The sequence below is a fragment of the Bordetella saccharivorans genome, from assembly GCF_045862855.1.
GTDB classification, from domain to species: domain Bacteria; phylum Pseudomonadota; class Gammaproteobacteria; order Burkholderiales; family Burkholderiaceae_B; genus Bordetella_A; species Bordetella_A petrii_F.
Genome location: NZ_BAAFZO010000001.1, coordinates 2,064,973 through 2,080,953 on the forward strand (window position 1 = coordinate 2,064,973; position 15,981 = coordinate 2,080,953).

At 68.1% G+C, this 15,981-nt stretch carries 14 protein-coding genes; 4 read left to right on the top strand and 10 right to left on the bottom strand.

Annotation, left to right across the window (positions count from 1 at the left end):
* Positions 1-14: 14 nt before the first annotated feature.
* The 8 genes from pap to ACKTT0_RS09970 all read right to left on the bottom strand — a co-directional run bounded on the left by pap (position 15) and on the right by ACKTT0_RS09970 (position 10,127).
* Positions 15-1,484: a polyphosphate:AMP phosphotransferase gene (gene pap / locus ACKTT0_RS09935; protein WP_407849736.1), complete on the bottom strand. Its 1,470-nt coding sequence runs from the start codon at positions 1,482-1,484 to the stop codon at positions 15-17.
* Between the two features lie 196 nt (positions 1,485-1,680).
* The gene (locus ACKTT0_RS09940) at positions 1,681-2,946 is read right to left on the bottom strand and encodes a phenylacetate--CoA ligase family protein (RefSeq protein WP_407849737.1); all 1,266 of its coding nucleotides are present in this window, start codon (positions 2,944-2,946) and stop codon (positions 1,681-1,683) included.
* A gap of 58 nt (positions 2,947-3,004) precedes the next feature.
* On the bottom strand, positions 3,005-3,835 hold the full coding sequence (locus ACKTT0_RS09945) for an ABC transporter ATP-binding protein (protein WP_407849738.1): 831 nt from the start codon (positions 3,833-3,835) through the stop codon (positions 3,005-3,007).
* A gap of 55 nt (positions 3,836-3,890) precedes the next feature.
* Positions 3,891-5,228 carry an ABC transporter substrate-binding protein gene (locus tag ACKTT0_RS09950; protein WP_407849739.1) on the bottom strand — a complete coding sequence of 446 codons (1,338 nt, stop codon included), beginning with the start codon at positions 5,226-5,228 and terminating at the stop codon, positions 3,891-3,893.
* Between the two features lie 101 nt (positions 5,229-5,329).
* Positions 5,330-6,394: a branched-chain amino acid ABC transporter permease gene (locus ACKTT0_RS09955; RefSeq protein WP_407849740.1), complete on the bottom strand. Its 1,065-nt coding sequence runs from the start codon at positions 6,392-6,394 to the stop codon at positions 5,330-5,332.
* Positions 6,395-6,404: 10 nt separating this feature from the next.
* Positions 6,405-7,334 carry a branched-chain amino acid ABC transporter permease gene (locus ACKTT0_RS09960; RefSeq protein WP_407849741.1) on the bottom strand — a complete coding sequence of 310 codons (930 nt, stop codon included), beginning with the start codon at positions 7,332-7,334 and terminating at the stop codon, positions 6,405-6,407.
* Positions 7,335-7,349: 15 nt separating this feature from the next.
* Positions 7,350-8,147: an ABC transporter ATP-binding protein gene (locus tag ACKTT0_RS09965; RefSeq protein WP_028354380.1), complete on the bottom strand. Its 798-nt coding sequence runs from the start codon at positions 8,145-8,147 to the stop codon at positions 7,350-7,352.
* Between the two features lie 3 nt (positions 8,148-8,150).
* Positions 8,151-10,127 carry an AMP-dependent synthetase/ligase gene (locus ACKTT0_RS09970; protein WP_407849742.1) on the bottom strand — a complete coding sequence of 659 codons (1,977 nt, stop codon included), beginning with the start codon at positions 10,125-10,127 and terminating at the stop codon, positions 8,151-8,153.
* Positions 10,128-10,300: 173 nt separating this feature from the next.
* Between ACKTT0_RS09970 and ACKTT0_RS09975 the strand changes: the two genes are divergently transcribed.
* Positions 10,301-10,990, top strand: coding sequence for a Crp/Fnr family transcriptional regulator (locus ACKTT0_RS09975; protein WP_407849743.1), 690 nt, complete (start codon positions 10,301-10,303; stop codon positions 10,988-10,990).
* Positions 10,991-11,605: 615 nt separating this feature from the next.
* Here ACKTT0_RS09975 and ACKTT0_RS09980 read toward each other — a convergent pair.
* Positions 11,606-12,244, bottom strand: a complete 639-nt coding sequence (locus ACKTT0_RS09980; RefSeq protein ID WP_407849744.1) for a LysE/ArgO family amino acid transporter — start codon at positions 12,242-12,244, stop codon at positions 11,606-11,608.
* A gap of 142 nt (positions 12,245-12,386) precedes the next feature.
* On the opposite strand from ACKTT0_RS09980, the gene ACKTT0_RS09985 reads away from it, so the two are divergent.
* Positions 12,387-13,286, top strand: a complete 900-nt coding sequence (locus ACKTT0_RS09985; RefSeq protein ID WP_407849745.1) for a LysR family transcriptional regulator ArgP — start codon at positions 12,387-12,389, stop codon at positions 13,284-13,286.
* A 44-nt stretch (positions 13,287-13,330) separates the two neighbouring features.
* Positions 13,331-13,813 carry a copper chaperone PCu(A)C gene (locus ACKTT0_RS09990; RefSeq protein ID WP_407849746.1) on the top strand — a complete coding sequence of 161 codons (483 nt, stop codon included), beginning with the start codon at positions 13,331-13,333 and terminating at the stop codon, positions 13,811-13,813.
* Between the two features lie 25 nt (positions 13,814-13,838).
* On the opposite strand, the gene ACKTT0_RS09995 is transcribed toward ACKTT0_RS09990, so the two are convergent.
* Complete coding sequence (locus ACKTT0_RS09995; protein ID WP_407849748.1) at positions 13,839-14,549, bottom strand: YggS family pyridoxal phosphate-dependent enzyme; 711 nt, start codon at positions 14,547-14,549, stop codon at positions 13,839-13,841.
* 190 nt (positions 14,550-14,739) lie between these two features.
* Here ACKTT0_RS09995 and ACKTT0_RS10000 point away from each other — a divergent pair, with 190 nt between their 5' ends.
* Complete coding sequence (locus ACKTT0_RS10000) at positions 14,740-15,978, top strand: aminotransferase-like domain-containing protein (RefSeq protein WP_407849749.1); 1,239 nt, start codon at positions 14,740-14,742, stop codon at positions 15,976-15,978.
* Positions 15,979-15,981: the final 3 nt, after the last annotated feature.

The following is a 15,981-nucleotide window of genomic DNA, read 5'->3' on the forward strand; positions in this document are numbered from 1 at the left end:
CAGTAACCAATGGGTCAGAGGGAGTCTTCCAGGGCGGCGACGATATGCCGCAGCACTTGCACGCGCGCGTAGCGCTTGTCGTTGGACGGGATCACGTGCCAGGGCGCGTGGCCGGTGTCGGTGCGCGCCAGCATGTCGTCGACCGCGGCGGCATATTCACGCCACTTCTTGCGGTTGCGCCAGTCGTCGGGCGTGATCTTGAAATGCTTGAAGGGCGATTGCTCGCGCTCGCGGAAGCGCCGCAATTGCTCGTCGGCCGTGACCGCCAGCCAGAACTTCAGCACGATGGCGCCGTGCTCGGCCAGCTGGCGCTCGAAATCGTTGATCTCGGTATAGGCGCGGCGCCAGGCGCCCGGCGCGGCCAGGCCCTCGACGCGCTCGACCAGCACCCGGCCGTACCAGGAGCGGTCGAAGATGGCGATGCGGCCCTGCCGGGGCAGGCGGCGCCAGAACCGCCACAGATACGGGCGCGCCAGTTCGTGCCGCGCGGGCGCGCTGACCGGGGTGATGTCGAACTGCCGCGCGTCCAGCGCATGCGTGACGCGCCGGATGGTGCCGCCCTTGCCGGCGGCGTCCTGGCCTTCGAACACCAGGATCAGGCTGCGCCGGCGGAAGTCCGGCGAGCGGACGGCGCGCGCCAGGCGCCCCTGCAGCAGGCCCAGCACGGTTTCGTAGTCGTCCTTGTCGATATGGGCGTCGTAGTCGAGCTGGTCGAGCCGGCGGGCGTCGCGCGCCGGCTTGGCGGGCGGCCCGGCATAGGCCGGGTCGACGCGCGGCGCGGCGCGCTGCCGCAGCGCGGCCAGCACCGCTTCGCTGGTGCGTATGGCGCGCAGGCGATCGTCGGCGCTGGGTATCACTACCCAGGGCGCGTGGGCGCCGTTGGTCAGGCCGATGGCCAGGCGGCCGGCATCGCACAGGCGGTCGTATTTCTTGCGCACCTTGCGGTCGGCCGGCGTCACCTGCCAGGCGGTCTCGGGGCTGGCCAGCAGGCGCCGGGTGCGCTCGGCTTGCGCCTTGTCCGACAGGTGGTACCACAGCTTGATGATCTGCACCCCGTCGGCCGACAGCGCGGCCTCGAAGCGGCGGATGGCTTCTGCGTGCGCCTCGATGCGGCGTTGGCGGGGCTTCTTGCGCGCCGCTTCCAGCAGCAGCGGCACATACCACGATCCGAACACGATGCCGGTGCGGCCCTTGGCCGGCAGCTCGTTCCAGTAGCGCCACATGGGCGGGCGTTCCTGCTCGTCGGTCTCGGGAGGGCCGAAGGCCATGGTCTGGATGTGGCGCGGGTCCATCCATTCGTTCAGCAGGTTGATGGTGGCGCCCTTGCCGGCCCCGTCGATGCCGGCCACCACGATCAGCAGCGCGCGGTCGGCGCGTTCGAGGCGCTCGTACTGTGCCTTCAGCAGGGCGACGCGCAGCCGCGCTTCCTGGGCTTCGTAGGCCTCTTTGGACAGGGAAGGGTCGGATTGCGCTTCGGCGAACATGAGGCGACGCGTGCAAGGCCAGGCGGCGATGCATCGATGTTGCGGGATATTGGCGCGCGGCGCAAGCAGCGAGCGGCGGTGTGCCGGCAGGAGGTGTCAGACACCCACGGGGTGTCTGACACCTGGCAGAGGCGGTGGCGTGTCGGCGGAAGGTGTCAGACACCCATAAGGGTGTCTGACATCTGGAGGCGCCGCGCTACTTGTACGACCGCACGTCGTCGATGACCTTGCCGTCGTTGGGCAGGCTGCCGGGCTCGGCCCATTGCACATCGGCGCGCAGCTTGGTCATCTCGCGCACCGATTCGGCGATGCGCGCGGCCAGCGCCTCGCTGTGCTCGGGCGCCTCGATCTGCAGCACCATGCGGTCGGCGCCCATCTCGCCACTGACCACCAGCCGGGCGCGGGCGATCTCGGGGTGGCGCGCCAGCACCTCGGCGACCTGGGAGGGGTGCACGAACATGCCGCGCACCTTGGTGGTCTGGTCGGCGCGGCCCATCCAGCCCTTGATGCGGATATTGGTGCGGCCGCAAGGCGACGCGCCGGGCAGGATGGCCGACAGGTCGCCGGTGCCGAAGCGCACCAGCGGGTAGTCGGGGTTGAACGTCGTGACGACCACTTCCCCCACCTCGCCATCGGGCACCGGCGTGCCGGTGCCTGGCCGCACGATCTCGACGATGATCTCCTCGCCCACCACCAGGCCCTCGCGGGCGCCGGTCTCGAAGGCGATCATGCCCAGGTCGGCGCTGCCGTAGGCCTGGTAGCCGTCGATGCCGCGCGCGGCCAGCCAGTCGCGCAGCGAGGGCGGAAACGCCTCGCCCGACACCAGCGCGCGCCGCAGCGACGGCAGCGGCACGCCCAGCTCGTCGGCTTTTTCCAGGATGATCTTGAGGAAGCTGGGGGTGCCGGTGTAGCCGCTGGGGGCCAGGTCGGCAATGGCGCGCACTTGCTGCTCGGTCTGCCCGGTGCCGCCCGGGAAGACGGTGCAGCCGACGGCATGGGCCGCTGTCTCCATCATGGAGCCGGCCGGCGTGAAATGGTAGGAGAAGCAGTTGTAGGCCAGTTCGCCCGGCCGGAAGCCGGCCGCGTACAGGGCGCGGGCGAAGCGCCAGTAGTCGGCGCGCGCGCTCTCGGGTTCGTAGATCGGGCCGGGCGAGGCGAACACGCGCAGCGCGTGGCCCCAGCCGATGGTCGAGAAGCCGCCGAAGGCCTTCGCCGGGCCGGCCGGCCCGGCGCCGCCACGGCTGTGCTGCTGGCGCTCCAGCAGTTCGTGCTTGCGCAGCACCGGCAGCGCGGCCAGCGCCTGGCGCGAGGTGATGCCGCGCGGGTCGATGCCGCGCAGCTGGGCGGCGATGGCGGGCGCCCCGGCCATGGCGCGTTCGATGACGCCTGGCAGGGCCGCCATCAGGTCGCGTTCGCGCTCTTCGGGCGCGCGGGTTTCCAGTGCATCAAAAAACGCAGGCATGAGGTCGCACTCTTCGGGATGCCATAGGGAGAAAGCGTCGGGGCCGGTCCTGGAAGCCCTAGGCCAGCCAGCGCTTGCGACGCCGGTAGAACTTGTGGTCGCGGAAGCTCTTGCGCTCGCCGCTGGAAATGCCCAGGTAGAACTCCTTGACGTCCTCGTTGCGCGCCAGGTCGTCGGCCGCCCCGTCCATCATGACGCGGCCGTTTTCCAGGATGTAGCCGTAGTCGGCATAGCGCAGGGCGATGTTGGTGTTCTGCTCGGCCAGCAGGAAGCTGACCCGTTCGCGCTGGTTCAGGTCGCGCACGATCTCGAAGATCTCTTCGACGATCTGCGGGGCCAGCCCCATCGACGGCTCGTCGAGCAGGATCATGTTGGGGTTGGCCATCAGCGCGCGGCCGATGGCGGTCATCTGCTGTTCGCCGCCCGAGGTGTAGCCGGCCTGGCTGGCGCGGCGCTGCTTCAGGCGCGGGAAATACTGGTACACCCGCTCCAGCGCGGCGGCCGTGTCGCCGCGATTCAGGTCGCGGGTGTAGGCGCCGGTCAGCAGGTTTTCCTCGATGGTCAGGTGGGCGAAGCAGTGGCGGCCTTCCATCACCTGCACCACGCCGCGCTTGACCAGCTCGGCCGGCGACAGCCGCTCGATGCGCTGGCCGCGATACTGGATGTAGCCCTTGGTGACGTCGCCGCGCTCGCCCTTGAGCAGGTTGGACACGGCGCGCAGCGTAGTGGTCTTGCCGGCGCCGTTGGCACCCAGCAGCGCCACGATGCGGCCTTCCGGGACTTGCAGCGAGACGCCCTTGAGCACCAGGATGACGTGGTTGTAGATGACCTCGATGCCGTTCACGTCCAACAGTATCTTGGCGGTTTCGGCGGGGTTTGCAGCGGTCATGGCGGTTCCTGCGGCGGGTAGCCGCCGGCGCACGGGCGCCGGCGGCCGGTTCACATCAGCCTTCGCACTTGCGGGGCGTGATGTTCTTCTCTTTGGCGTACTTCGCCGCGGCTTCCTGCACCAGCGAGCGCGTCACCGACTTGTCGGACTGGTACCAGTCCGATGCCACCTTGAACTCCTTGCCGTCCCACTGCACGATGCGGGCCCAGTCGTCGCCCATATGGTTGCTGCACGAGGTCTTGACCGGCCGCATGATGTCGCCGAAGCCCAGCTCGTTCAGGCGTTCCTGGGTGATGTTCAGGTTCTCGAAGCCCCAGCGCACTTGTTCCGGCGTCATGTGCTTGCCCTTGCCGAACTTCTCCTGGGCGGTGCGGATCGCCTCGACCTGCAGCATCGAGATCATCATGCCGCGCGTGTGGGCGATGGTGCCCAGCGTGGTGTTGCCGGAAGCGTCGCTGCCCTGGCCTTTGTCGTAGACGTACTTCTTCAGGTCTTCATAGACCTTGCCCTGGGCGGCGCTGTTGTGGATGGTGATGGCGTTGTAGCCCTTGGCGACGCTGCCCAGGTCCTTGACGTCGCCTTCGGAGCCGGCCCACCAGATCGCGTACATCTTTTCGCGCGGGTAGCCGCTGGCCTGCGCCTCGCGGATGGCGGTGGGCGTCATGATGCCGGCGCTCCATAACAGCACGTAGGCCGGGCGCGACTGGCGGATCTGCAGCCAGGTGGATTTCTGTTCCACGCCGGGCGCGGTCACCGGATACAGCAGCAGTTCGAAGCCCTGCGCGGCGGCGCGCTTCTGCAACAGCGGGATCGGCTCCTTGCCATAGGGCGAGTCATGGTAGACCAGGGCGATCTTCTTGCCCTTGAGCTTGTCCATGCCGCCTTCTTTCTTGGCGATGTCCTGGATCATCACGTCGGCGGCGGTCCAGTAGGTGCCCAGCAGCGGGAAGTTCCATTCGAACACGCTGCCGTCCACCGACTGGGACAGGCCGTAGCCCATGGTCTCGACCGGCACCTTGTCGACGATGGCCTTGTCGCTGACCGCGAAAGTAATGCCGGTGGACTGGGTGTCGAAGCCGGACGCCCCGCCGTTCTTGCCCTTGAGGCGTTCGTAGCATTCCACGCCGCGGTCGGTGGCGTAGGCGGTCTCGCATTCCTCGTAGGTGATCTTCACACCGTTGACGCCGCCGTCGCGCGCGTTGACCAGCTTCAGGTAGTCGAGCTTGCCGTCGGCCCAGGGAATGCCCAGCGGCGCGAACGAGCCGGTGCGGTACACCAAGAGCGGAACGAATTGCTCTTCCGCCGCCAGCGCCGGCGCGGCGGCCGCGGTCAGGGCGCCGGATACGGCCACCATGGCCGCTGCCCACTTCAGGTTAAGACGCTTCATCTCCATTTACCTCCTGCTTGGTGCATGTGACACCGGGATTGGCCCGGTCTGAGGCCGGGTAGTCGAAAGGGCCGCCGCGCCGCGCGTGCCGGCGCGGCGGCCGGAACTCAATGCGGGAATGGCCAGATGCGCAGTTTCTCTTTGCCGATGCTCCACAGGCGGGCCAGCCCGTGCGGCTCGGCGATCAGGAAGAACACGATCAGCGCGCCGAACACCATGTGCTCGATGTGCGCGGCGGTGTCCACCGACAGGGACAGGCCCAGCAGGTGCGGCACGTTGGTCAGGGCCACCGGCACCAGCACGATGAATGCCGCGCCGAAGAAGCTGCCCATGATGGAACCCAGCCCGCCGATGATCACCATGAACAGCAGCTGGAACGAACGCGCCAGGTCGAAGGCCAGCGGCTCCCAGGAGCCGAGGTGGATGTAGCCCCACAGCGCGCCCGCCACGCCCACGATGAACGAGCTGACCGCGAAGGCGGTGAGCTTGGCGTACATGGGCCGGATGCCGATCACCGCCGCCGCCACGTCCATGTCGCGGATCGCCATCCATTGCCGGCCGATGGCGCCGCGCACCAGGTTCTTGGCCAGCAGGGCGAACACCACCACGAAGACCAGGACGAACAGGTAGCGCTGCAGCGAGGTGTGCACCGGCAGTCCGAACGCCGTCAGCGGCGGCACCGATACGCTGCCCGACGAGGAATAATTGGTGAAGAACGGGATGCGCAGGAACGCCCAGTCGACGAAGAACTGCGCCGCCAGCGTGGCCACCGCCAGGTACAGGCCGCGGATGCGCAGGCTGGGTATGCCGAACAGCACCCCCACCAGCGTGGCGAAGCAGCCGCCCAGCAGGATCTGCGCCACCAGCGGCATGCCGGGAAAGCGCACCCCGAAATTCCAGGCGGCGTAGGCGCCCACCGCCATGAAGGCGCCGGTGCCCAGCGAAATCTGGCCGCAGTAGCCCACCAGGATGTTCAGGCCCACGGCGGCCAGCGCCAGAATCAGGAACGGGATCAGGATGGCGCGCAGCAGGTAGTCGCTGGCCAGCAGCGGCACCGCCACGAAGGCGATCGCCAGCAGCAGGCCGATGAAGATACGGTCCTGGCGGATCGGGAAGATCTGCTGGTCGGCGCGATAGCCGGTCTTGAATTGGCCGTTTTCGCGGTAGAACATGGTTGCTTCCTCAGACCCGGTCGATGATTTTCTCGCCGAACAGCCCTTGCGGGCGGAACAGCAGGAACACGAGCGCCAGCACGTAGGCGAACCAGATTTCGATGCCGCCGCCCACCAGCGAGCCCAGGTAGACTTCCGACAGCTTTTCGCCCACGCCGATGATCAGGCCGCCCAGGATGGCGCCCGGCACCGAAGTCAGCCCGCCCAGGATGACCACCGGCAGGGCGCGCAGCGCCGCCGTGGAAAGGGTGAACTGCACGCCGAACTTCGAGCCCCAGATAATGCCCGCCACCAGCGCCACCAGCCCCGCCACGCTCCAGACGATGACCCAGATGCGGTTCAGCGGGATGCCGATCGACTGCGCCGCCTGGTGGTCGTCGGCCACCGCGCGCAGCGCCCGGCCGGTGCCGGTGTACTGGAAGAAGATCGCCAGGGCGGCCACCAGCAGCGCCGCCACCACGGCGGCGGTGAGGTCTTCCAGGTTGATCAGGATGCCGCCCTCGAACATGGACTCCAGGATGAAGGCGGGGTCCTTGGGCATGCCCACGTCGATGCTGTAGACCGAACTGCCGAAGGCGATCTGGCCCAGGCCGTCGAGGAAATAGCTGATGCCCAGCGTGGCCATCAGCAGCGTGGTGGCCTCCTGGTTGACCAGGTGGCGCAGCACGTAGCGTTCCACCGCCACGGCCAGCAGGAACATCAGCAGGGCGCTGACGATGAAGGCCAGCACATTGGCCAGCAGCAGGTTCTCGAAGCCGAGCCAGGCCGGTATCCATTCCGAGAAGCGCGCCATCGACAGCGCGGCCACCAGCACCATGGCGCCCTGCGCGAAATTGAACACGCCCGAGGCCTTGAAGATCAGCACGAAGCCCAGGCCGATCAGCGCGTACAGCATGCCGCTCATCAGGCCGCCGAACAGGGTTTCCAGGAAAAATCCCATGTCTTTCCGCCTTCTTTAGTGCGAGACGCCCAGGTAGGCCTGGATCACCGCCTCGTTGGACCGGACTTCGTCGGGCTTGCCGTCGCCGATCTTCTTGCCATAGTCCAGCACCACCACGCGGTCGGAGATATCCATCACCACGCCCATGTCATGCTCGATCAGCACGATGGTGGTGCCGAATTCGTCGTTGACGTCGAGGATGAAGCGGCTCATGTCCTGCTTTTCCTCGATGTTCATGCCCGCCATGGGCTCGTCCAGCAGCAGCAGGCGCGGCTCCATGGCCAGCGCCCGGCCCAGGTCGACGCGCTTTTGCAGGCCGTACGGCAATCGGCCGACCGGGGTCTTGCGGTGGGCCTGGATCTCCAGGAAGTCGATGATGTTCTCGACGAATTCGCGGTGGCGGATTTCCTCGCGCTCGGCCGGCCCCCAGCGCAGCGCCTGGGCCAGCAGGCCGCACTTCATGCGCAGGTTGCGGCCGGTCATGATGTTGTCCAGCACGCTCATGCCCTTGAACAGCGCCAGGTTCTGGAACGTGCGGGCAATGCCCATCTCGGCGGCGCGGCGCGGGTTCATGCGCGAGTAGCGCCGGCCCTCGAATTCGATGCCGCCCTGCTGCGGCGTATAGACGCCGTTGATGACGTTGAGCATCGAGCTCTTGCCGGCGCCGTTCGGGCCGATAATGGCGCGGATCTCGTGTTCGCGCACATTGAACGAGATGTCGGTCAGGGCCTTCACGCCCCCGAACGACAGCGAGATGTTCTGCAGGTCGAGCATGACCTTGCCGATGCGCTGGTCGCGGTCTGTCTGGCTCATGGTCTACGCGGCCCGGGCGGTAATGGGAGGGAAAGTCTTGACCGGGCGGATCTTCAGGTCGGCGGAAATCTTGCCGACGCGCCCGTCCTCGAACTTGACCTCGGTCTCGATGTATTGCGATTCCTGGCCGGCGAACAGGGCGTCGACCAGTACGCCGTATTTCTGGGCGATGAAGGCGCGCCGCACCTTGCGGGTGCGGGTGAGTTCGTCGTCATCGGGGTCCAGTTCCTTGTGCAGGATCAGGAAGCGCGCGATCTGCGAGGCAGCGAGCTTCGGGTCGCCCGCCAGGTCGGCGTTGATCTGCTCGATGCACTCGCCCACCAACTGGTAGACCTCGTCCTTGCCGGCCAGGTCGGTGTAGCCGGCGTAGGGCAGGCCGCGGCGCTCGGCCCAGTTGCCGACGGCCTCGAGGTCGATATTGACGAAGGCGCAGACGTGGTCGCGGCCCGCGCCGAAGGCCACCGCTTCCTTGATGTGCGGGAAGAACTTGAGCTTGTTCTCGAGGTACTTGGGCGCGAACAGGCTGCCGTCGGCCAGCTTGCCGACGTCCTTGGCGCGGTCGATGATCTTGAGCTGGCCGTCGGTGTCCAGGTAGCCGGCGTCCCCCGTATGGAACCAGCCGTCGGCATCGCGCGCTTCCTCGGTGGCCTGCGGGTTGCGGTAGTACTCCCTGAACAGCCCGGGGCTCTTGACCAGGATCTCGCCGTTGTCGGCCACCCGGATTTCCACCCCGCTGACGGGCGGGCCCACGGTGTCGTCGCGCACCTGGCCGTCGGGCTGCACGCAGACGAACACCGAGGTCTCGGTCGAGCCGTACAGCTGCTTGAGGTTGATGCCGATGGACCGGTAGAACACGAACAGGTCCGGGCCGATGGCTTCGCCGGCCGTATAGGCCACGCGTACCCGGCTCATGCCCAGCGCGTTGCGCAGCGGGCCGTAGACCAGCACATTGCCGATGGCGTAGCGCAGGCGGTCCCACGCGCCGACCGGTTCGCCGTCGAGGATGCGCACGCCCACCTTGCGCGCCAGGTTCATGCAGCGGCGGAACATCGCGCGCTTGACGCGGCCGGCGTCTTCCATGCGGATCATGACATGGGTGAGCAGGCCTTCCAGCACGCGCGGCGGCGCGAAATAATAAGTGGGGCCGATGTCGCGCATGTCGATCGCCACTGTATCGGGCGATTCGGGGTGGTTGACCGTGAAGCCGCTGACCAGCAGCTGGGTGTACGAGAACATGTTCTGGCCGATCCATGCCGGCGGCAGGTAGGCCAGCACGTCTTCCTGGTCGGTGAGTTTTTCCAGTTCGGCCACGGCGCGCGCGCGGTCGATCAGGGCATGGTGCGTCAGCACCACGCCCTTGGGCTTGCCGGTGGTGCCGGAGGTATAGAACATGGCGGCGGCGTCGTGCGGCTGCACCGCCGCCACCGCGTCGTCGAAATACGCGGGATGGCGTTCGGCATGTTCGCGGCCGATGGCCTCGAGCTGCTCGTAAGAGCGCAGCATCGGGTCGGCGTAATGGCGCATGCCGCGCGGGTCGTCGTACACCACGTGCGCCAGGGCCGGGCACTGGTCGCGCACTTCGAGCATCTTGTCGACCTGTTCCTGGTCTTCGACCACGGCCACGGTAATGCCGGCGTCCTGCAGCACATAGACCATTTCCTGCGCGACCGCGTCCTGGTAGAGCGGCACCGGGATCGCGCCGAGCGCCTGCGTGGCCATCATGGCGATGTACAGGCGCGGGCGGTTTTCGCCGATGACGGCCACGTGCATGCCCGGCGCGATGCCCAGCGCGGCCAGGCCATGCGCGGCCTGGCGGACGTGGCTGGCGACCTCGGCCCAGGTGAGCGTCTGCCAGATGCCCAGGTCTTTCTCGCGGATGGCCGGCCGCGTGCCGCGCACCCGGGCGTGCTCCAGCAGCAGGCCAGGAAAAGTGCCTGGCGTGGCCGGCGCGGGTGCGCCGGCGGGCAGTGCATGCGCCACGTTGTCTCCTCCGGTTTGGGGGCCGCCCCGTGTGGCGTTCAAGCTGGCGGCAGGAACACCGGGGCGGCACTTGACCAGTTCATTTTCGATATGCAGCGGTAGTTAAGGTATAAGGTTGGGTTGCGACCGACTGTCACGATTGCGACATTCCAGGAACATATAGGGTATTCCCGATGCAGTTAGCCGATTCCCTGCACCTTGCCGCGGCCTGGTTCCGCGTCTTGACCGACGAGCAGCAAGCGCGCGTCGAGCGGGATATCGCCGTGCAGTCCGCGCAGGCTGGCACGATCATAGAGCGCAAAGGCGAACTTGCGCAGGTCTGGATCGGCGTGCTGGCGGGGCTGGTGAAGGTTTCGGTGGGCAATGCCGAAGGCAAGATCGCCTCGCTGACCGGAGTGCCGGCCGGCGGCTGGATCGGCGAAGGCTCGCTGCTCAAGCGCGAGGTGCGCAAGTATGACGTGGTGGCATTGCGCGATTCCGTGGTGGCGCGGCTGCCGGCGGCCACCTTCGACTGGCTGCTCGACACCAGTATTCCGTTCAACCGCTATCTGCTGCACCAACTGAATGAGCGCGTGGCGCAGTTCATCGGCAAGGCCGAGTACGACCGCCTGCTGGACCCGGATGCCCGCGTGGCGCGTTGCCTGGCCGAACTCTTCAACCCGCTGCTGTACCCCGGCATGGGGATGCGGCTGGCCATCACGCAGGAAGAAGTCGGCTACCTGGCGCGGGTGTCGCGGCAGCGTGCCAACCAGGCGTTGGGGAAGCTGGAGGGGGCGGGGTTGCTGAGGGTGGAGTATGGGGCGGTGCGGGTGCTGGATCTGGAGGGGTTGAAGGAGTACGGAGGGGACGGGGCTGGCGAATGACCTTGTGACGAGGTTTATTTGTGGGTTCTGTCTGGGCCAGAATTCTTCTGGACGTCGTGGCGGGGCGGGGGCCGGGAACGGGCTTCACGGTGCCGGCCGGGCGCCCAGCGCGCCCGGCACCGCGTCGTCAACCTCGTCGCTGCGCTCCTTCGGTTTCCCTCGCTCGGCCCCGAGGCGCCCGCTCCCGGCCCCCGCCCCGCCACGACTCGCATCGGCTTGCGTTCACCCCGTCGCTGGGCAGGCCGTCTTGCTTGCGCTTCGTCGGTTCCCGCGGGTGGAGAGAGGAACAGTTTGCGGGGCCGCCTTTCGGGGGCCGCCCCGAGCGGCCCCCGAAAGGCATTCGACCCTGGCATGCCCGGGGCGTGGCGATGGAGTTCGTGGCGCGAGCGGTGATTGGCTGGTACCTGCGTCTATAAAGAAAACTTCTCGATGGTTCGCGTTTGACGTGTGCGAGTAAAGTGATCGTCACCATATGGTGGTGGCTGAGAGGCCGAGCCATTTAATTCTTCGGCAAGAAGGACGCCGTGGCCGCAAAGAGGCCTGCCTACCGGTCGCACCGCCACCCCCGCCACGACGTCCAGAAGAACCCGCCATCTGCCCTCAGGCACCGACCGGTTATCCCGCCACTCCTTTGTACGCCAGCCGCCCCGCTAATACGATCAGCACCACGGCGATCCCGCCGTCCAACACCCGCCAGGCGCGCGGGTTGGCGAACCAGGGGGCGAACAGGCGGGAGCCGATGCCCAGCACGGCCAGCCATAGCACGCTGGCGGTGAGCGCGCCGGCGGCGAAGGCCAGGCGGGCGTCTTCGAAGCTGTGCGCCAGCGAACCCACCACCATGATGTCCAGCCAGAAATGCGGGTTCAGCAGCGTGAAGCCGGCCGCGCCGAGCAGTGCGGCGCGGCGCGACGGCACGGCTTGCCGCGCGGCGACCAGGCCGCCCTGCGCCCGCAGCGCGCGGCGGGCCGACTGCAGCGCGTACCAGGCCAGGAACGCCACGCCGAACCACAGCACCGCCTCGGTCAGCCAGGGGAACCAGGCGGCCACGGCCTGCAGCCCCCACACGCTGGCGAAGATGAAGACGGCGTCGATGGCGGCGCACAGGGCCAGGATGCTCAACAGGTGCGCGCGCATCAGCCCCTGTCGCAGGATGAACGCGCTTTGCGCGCCCACCACGGCGAACAGCCCCAGGCCGGTGGCGGTGCCACTGGCCCAGGCGGTGAAGAAGGCGGGCAAGGACGCGAGCGAAAACATGATCCGTGGGTTCAGCAGGACATTGCCGTGGCGATGAAAACAACGCCGCGGCAATGCGCCGCGGCCAGGACCCGTATTCTGGCTTGTGGAGCGGATGAAATAAAGCTAATTTTGTTTAAGCTGATTAAGCAATGCTAATGTCATGAAAATCGATCACGGCAACCTGCGGGCCTTGGCCGCGGTAGTGCGCGAAGGCAGTTTCGAACGGGCCGCCTCGGCCCTCAACGTCACCCCTTCGGCCGTGTCGCAACGGGTCAAGGCGCTCGAGGCGCGCATGGGCCGGCTGCTGGTGCAGCGCACGGTGCCGGCGGTGGCCACGCCCGACGGCCAGGTGCTGGTGCAGCTGGCCGAACAGACCGCGCTGCTCGAGCACGACGCGCTGGACCGCCTCGGCCTGGAAGGCGACGCCGTGCCGCACGCCAGCATCGCGGTGGCAGTCAATCACGACAGCCTGGAGACCTGGTTCATGGACGCGGCCCGGCTGTTCGCGGCGCGCAGCCGGGCGACGCTGGACCTGCAGTCCGAAGACCAGGACCACACCGCGGCGCTGCTGCGCAACGGCTCGGTGATGGGCGCGGTCACCGCGCTGGCCGACCCGGTGCAGGGCTGCCGCATCCATCCGCTGGGCAGCATGCGCTACGTGGCGACCTGCACGCCGGACTTCCATGCCCGCCATTTCGGCCAGGGCGTCAATGCGCGCAGCCTGGCCAGCGCGCCGGTGCTGGTCTTCAACCGCAAGGACGCCCTGCAGGCGCGCTTTGCCCGCAAGGTCATGGGCGATGTGCCGTGGCAGCCGCCCGTGTGGTGGCTGCCCTCGTCGCGCGCCTTCGTGCAGGCCACCCTCGATGGCCTGGGCTGGACCATGAACCCCTTGCCGCTGATCAACGAAGCCCTGGAAAGCGGGCGCCTGGTCCCGCTGCGCGCCCGCGCCACGGAAGATGTGCCGCTGTACTGGCAGCACTGGCGGGTAAACTCGCAGGCTATGGAAGCCTTGACCCAGTCGGTCCTGGCGGCCGCCGGCAACCTGGTCCGGCGGCGTTAACCCGCCGCGCCCGGTCGCGGGCCGGCAGCATGGAGGAACGCCTCATGAAATTGCGTCAATGGACACTCATGGCCGCGCTGGGATTGTGCGCCGCGACGTCCGCCTGGGCAGTGGACTACAAGGTCGGCCAGGTCGAGATCGACGACGCCTGGGTGCGCGCGACCGCGCCCGGCCAGGCCAACGGCGCCGGCTACATGGAGATCGACAACGACGCCAAGACCGCCGACCGCCTGGTGTCGGTGACTTCCGACGCCGCCGAGCGCGTCGAGCTGCATACCGTGCAGACCGAAAACGGCGTGGCCCGCATGCGCCACCTGCCGGAGGGCATTCCCGTGCCGGCCGACGGCGACGTCAAGCTGGCGCCCGGCGGCTATCACATCATGTTCCTGAAGCTGAAGCAGCCGTTCGCCGAAGGCGGCGAAGTGCCCGCCACCCTGAAGTTCGAGCACGCCGGGGAAGTCGCGGTGAAATTCAAGGTCATGCCGATCGGCCACAACGCCGGCCATGGCATGCACATGAAGCACTGACGCCGCCCGGCCCTGCCGGGGCCCGCTAGGCGTAGTGCCGGGCCCCGAAAACGGCGCTGCCGATACGCACTTCGGTGGCGCCTTCTTCCACGGCGATCTCGAAATCGCCGCTCATGCCCATCGACAGGCGGTCCAGCCGCACCCCGTCGATGGCTTCGTCGCGCAGGCGGTCGCGCAATTCCCGCAGGCTGCGGAAGCAGGCGCGCACCGCGCCGGCGTCGTCCGACTGCACCGCCATGGTCATCAGCCCCTGCACCCGCAGGGCCGGGCATTCGCGCGCCACGGTGCGCAGGAAAGCGGCGGCGTCTTGCGGCGCCAGGCCATGCTTGCCGGGTTCGGGCGAGGTCTTGACCTGCACCAGCACGTCGATGGCGCGACCGGCGGCCTCGAGCCGGCGCTGCAGCGCGTGGGCCAGCTCCAGGCGGTCCAGCGACTGCACTTCGGCGGCATCGCGCGCCGCGTCCTTGGCCTTGTTGGTCTGCAGATGGCCGATCATCACCCATTGGATGTCCAGGTCGGCCAGCGGCGCGGCCTTCTGGCGGATTTCCTGGGTCTTGTTTTCGCCGAAGCGGCGAAAGCCCAGGGCCGCCGCCGCGCGCACCGCCTCGGCGCCGAAGGTCTTGCTGACTGGCAGCAATGCCACGCTGCCGGGGGCCCGGCCGGCCCGTTCGCAGGCCGCGTCGATGCGCTGGCGCAGCCGCGCCACGCGCGCCGCCATGGAGTCGTCGGAGCTCATCTGTGTGGGGGATTCCATACAAAACGACATGATAAACGCCGCCCACCGCCGCGCCGGCGCGCCGCGCGTTGACCGGCCTGGGGGGCGGGCATAGAATCTTTCGATATTTGTTTATATTTCAAGGTTCTATGCCGTCCCGCGGCGTCCTGCCGCGTCGATGCCCCTGTTCCCGCCGGCCTCGCCCTCCATCATGTCCTCCGCAGCGCCACGCTACGCTTTCGCCGCTCCCTTCCAGACCCCCGCCGCCTCGCCCATCCGCTCGCTCATGTCGTACGCCATGAGCCCCGGCACCATTTCGCTGGCGGGCGGCTATCCCGCCCAGGAACTGTTCGACATCGACGGCCTGACCAGCGCGTCGAACCAGGTGCTGGCCCGCCTCGGGGCGTGCCTGCAGTATTCCAACATCGACGGGCAGGCCAGCCTGCGCGCCGAGCTGGCGCGCCTCACCGCCGAGCGCGGGCTGGCATGCGATCCCGATACCGAGCTGGCCGTCACCGGCGGCTCGCAGCAGGCGTTGGCGCTGGTCAGCCGCGTCATGCTGCAGCCCGGCGACCATGCCTTCATCGAAAGCCCGGCCTTTCCCAATTCGGTGCAGGCCCTGCGCTACACTGGCGCCACGGTGCATCCGGTGGCGTCCGGGCCGGAAGGCATCGACGTGGACGCCCTGGACGACATGGCCGCGCGCCTGAAGCCCAAGATCGTCTGCGTGGTGGCATCGTTCTCCAATCCGTGCGGCGCCACTATCAGCCGGCAGCGCCGCCTGCGCCTGCTCGAGCTGGCCGTCAAGCACCAGTTCCTGATCGTCGAGGACGACCCCTATGGCGAGCTGCGCTTCGCCGGCGAGGCGGTCCCGCCCATCGCCGCCCTGGCCGAAGGCGAGGCGCGCCACTGGGCGGTGTATATCTCGACCATGTCCAAGACCATGGCGCCGGCGCTGCGCATCGGCTGGCTGGTGGCTCCCGCCGAGGTGCGCCGCCGCTGCGTGGGCGCCAAGGCGGCCGACGACATGGCCTCGTCGGCATGGGTGCAGGAAGTGGTGGCGCAGTATCTGGCCAGTGGCCGCTACCAGCAGCACGTGCCGCGCATCCGCGCCGCCTATGGCGCGCGTTGCGACGCCCTGGCGCAGGCGCTGGACGGCCTGGCGGGCCGCGTCAGCTTCCGCAAGCCGGAAGGCGGCATGTTCTTCTGGGCGCGCCTCGAGGGCGAAGCCGACGCCACCCGGCTGCTGCCCTATGCCATCGAGCAGGGCGTGGTCTACGTGCCGGGCAAGGCGTTCTATGCCGATCCGGCGCAGGCCGACCTGCACGCCATGCGCATGTCGTTCGCCACCATGAACGAAACGCAGATCGCCCAGGGCATCGCGCGCCTCGGCCAGGCGCTGGATGCGTGCGCCGCCAACGCGCCGGTCTCGGTGTCGCTGGCCGCCTGAGCG

Excerpts from the sequence above, each read along its gene's own strand:
- ACKTT0_RS09960 (WP_407849741.1), bottom strand. The coding sequence starts at position 7,334 with ATGGGATTTTTCCTGGAAACCCTGTTCGGCGGCCTGATGAGCGGCATG.
- ACKTT0_RS09985 (WP_407849745.1), top strand. The coding sequence starts at position 12,387 with ATGAAAATCGATCACGGCAACCTGCGGGCCTTGGCCGCGGTAGTGCGC.
- ACKTT0_RS09995 (WP_407849748.1), bottom strand. The coding sequence starts at position 14,549 with ATGAGCTCCGACGACTCCATGGCGGCGCGCGTGGCGCGGCTGCGCCAG.
- ACKTT0_RS09975 (WP_407849743.1), top strand. The coding sequence starts at position 10,301 with ATGCAGTTAGCCGATTCCCTGCACCTTGCCGCGGCCTGGTTCCGCGTC.
- ACKTT0_RS09940 (WP_407849737.1), bottom strand. The coding sequence starts at position 2,946 with ATGCCTGCGTTTTTTGATGCACTGGAAACCCGCGCGCCCGAAGAGCGC.
- ACKTT0_RS09980 (WP_407849744.1), bottom strand. The coding sequence starts at position 12,244 with ATGTTTTCGCTCGCGTCCTTGCCCGCCTTCTTCACCGCCTGGGCCAGT.
- ACKTT0_RS09965 (WP_028354380.1), bottom strand. The coding sequence starts at position 8,147 with ATGAGCCAGACAGACCGCGACCAGCGCATCGGCAAGGTCATGCTCGAC.
- ACKTT0_RS09945 (WP_407849738.1), bottom strand. The coding sequence starts at position 3,835 with ATGACCGCTGCAAACCCCGCCGAAACCGCCAAGATACTGTTGGACGTG.
- pap (WP_407849736.1), bottom strand. The coding sequence starts at position 1,484 with ATGTTCGCCGAAGCGCAATCCGACCCTTCCCTGTCCAAAGAGGCCTAC.
- ACKTT0_RS09990 (WP_407849746.1), top strand. The coding sequence starts at position 13,331 with ATGAAATTGCGTCAATGGACACTCATGGCCGCGCTGGGATTGTGCGCC.
- ACKTT0_RS10000 (WP_407849749.1), top strand. The coding sequence starts at position 14,740 with ATGTCCTCCGCAGCGCCACGCTACGCTTTCGCCGCTCCCTTCCAGACC.
- ACKTT0_RS09950 (WP_407849739.1), bottom strand. The coding sequence starts at position 5,228 with ATGGAGATGAAGCGTCTTAACCTGAAGTGGGCAGCGGCCATGGTGGCC.
- ACKTT0_RS09955 (WP_407849740.1), bottom strand. The coding sequence starts at position 6,394 with ATGTTCTACCGCGAAAACGGCCAATTCAAGACCGGCTATCGCGCCGAC.